At 64.5% G+C, this 1,098-nt stretch carries 1 protein-coding gene; it reads left to right on the top strand.

Annotated features, from left to right (window positions below; all coding sequences use genetic code 11):
* The coding region (locus BRAO375_RS25315) for an IS481 family transposase (RefSeq protein WP_035642102.1) at positions 1 to 1,098 on the top strand (1,098 nt) is incomplete at both ends.

Raw genomic sequence — 1,098 nt, 5'->3', positions numbered from 1 at the left:
ACCAGCGACGAGAGTTTGTGATGCTTGCCAAGCAGGAGGGAGCCAACCGGCGGCAGCTGTGCCGGCAGTTCGGCATCAGCCCTCAGACCGGCTACAAGTGGATCGAACGGTCTGATGCCGGCGATACGACGCTGGCGGACCGGTCGCGGCGGCCTCATCGAAGTCCGGAGCGCACCGCAGCTGCGACGGAGCAGCAGATTGTCGCGTTGCGCGATGCTCACCCGGCTTGGGGCGCGCGCAAGCTCGCACGCCGTCTCGAGCGCGATGGGCAAGCTATCCCGGCGGTCTCCACCGTGCACAGCATCCTGCGCCGTTACGGCCGCGTGGTCGAGCCTGCGGGCACGCCCGGGCAGCCCTACACGCGGTTCGAGAAGGATGCGCCCAATCAGCTTTGGCAGATGGACTTCAAGGGGCACAGTGCGCTGGAGAATGGCGTGTCCTGTCATCCGCTGACCGCACTCGACGATCACTCGCGCTTTTCCTTGTGCCTGGCGGCATGCGACAATGAGCGCGGCTCTACGGTCAAAGGACATCTGGAGACGACGTTCCGCCGCTATGGATTGCCGGATGCGATGTTCGTCGACAATGGTGGCCCCTGGGGCTTCACCCTCGAAGACCCCTGGACCGCGTTGACGGTCTGGCTGCTGAAGCTCGGAATTCGAACGATCCACAGCCGGCCCTACCATCCCCAGAGCCGCGGCAAGAACGAACGCTTCCACCGCAGCCTGAAGGCCGAGGTCTTTGCCTTCAAGCGTTACAGGGACCTTCTCGATGTGCAGCGGGCGCTCGACGAATGGCGAGCCGTCTACAATCTCGACCGGCCGCACGAGGCCTTGAACTTCGATGTGCCGGCGAGCCGCTATCGACCTAGCCACCGGACCATGCCGGACCGCCTGCCGATCGTCGAATACGACGAGGGTGAGATCGTCCGCTCTGTATCGAGCACGAAGGCCTACGTCAGCTTCGAGGGGCGGCTCTGGAAAGTCCCGCAAGCCTTTCGCGGTGAGCGGCTCGCCATCCGGCCGCTCAGCGCCGACGGAAAGTTCGGAATTTTCTTTGCCGCGCATCAGATCGCAGCGATCGATCTGCGCGACCCGG

The sequence above is a fragment of the Bradyrhizobium sp. ORS 375 genome, assembly GCF_000239775.1.
Classification (GTDB): domain Bacteria; phylum Pseudomonadota; class Alphaproteobacteria; order Rhizobiales; family Xanthobacteraceae; genus Bradyrhizobium.
The sequence above is the reverse complement of the archived record's forward strand: the minus strand, read 5'-3'. Positions and strand labels throughout refer to the sequence as shown.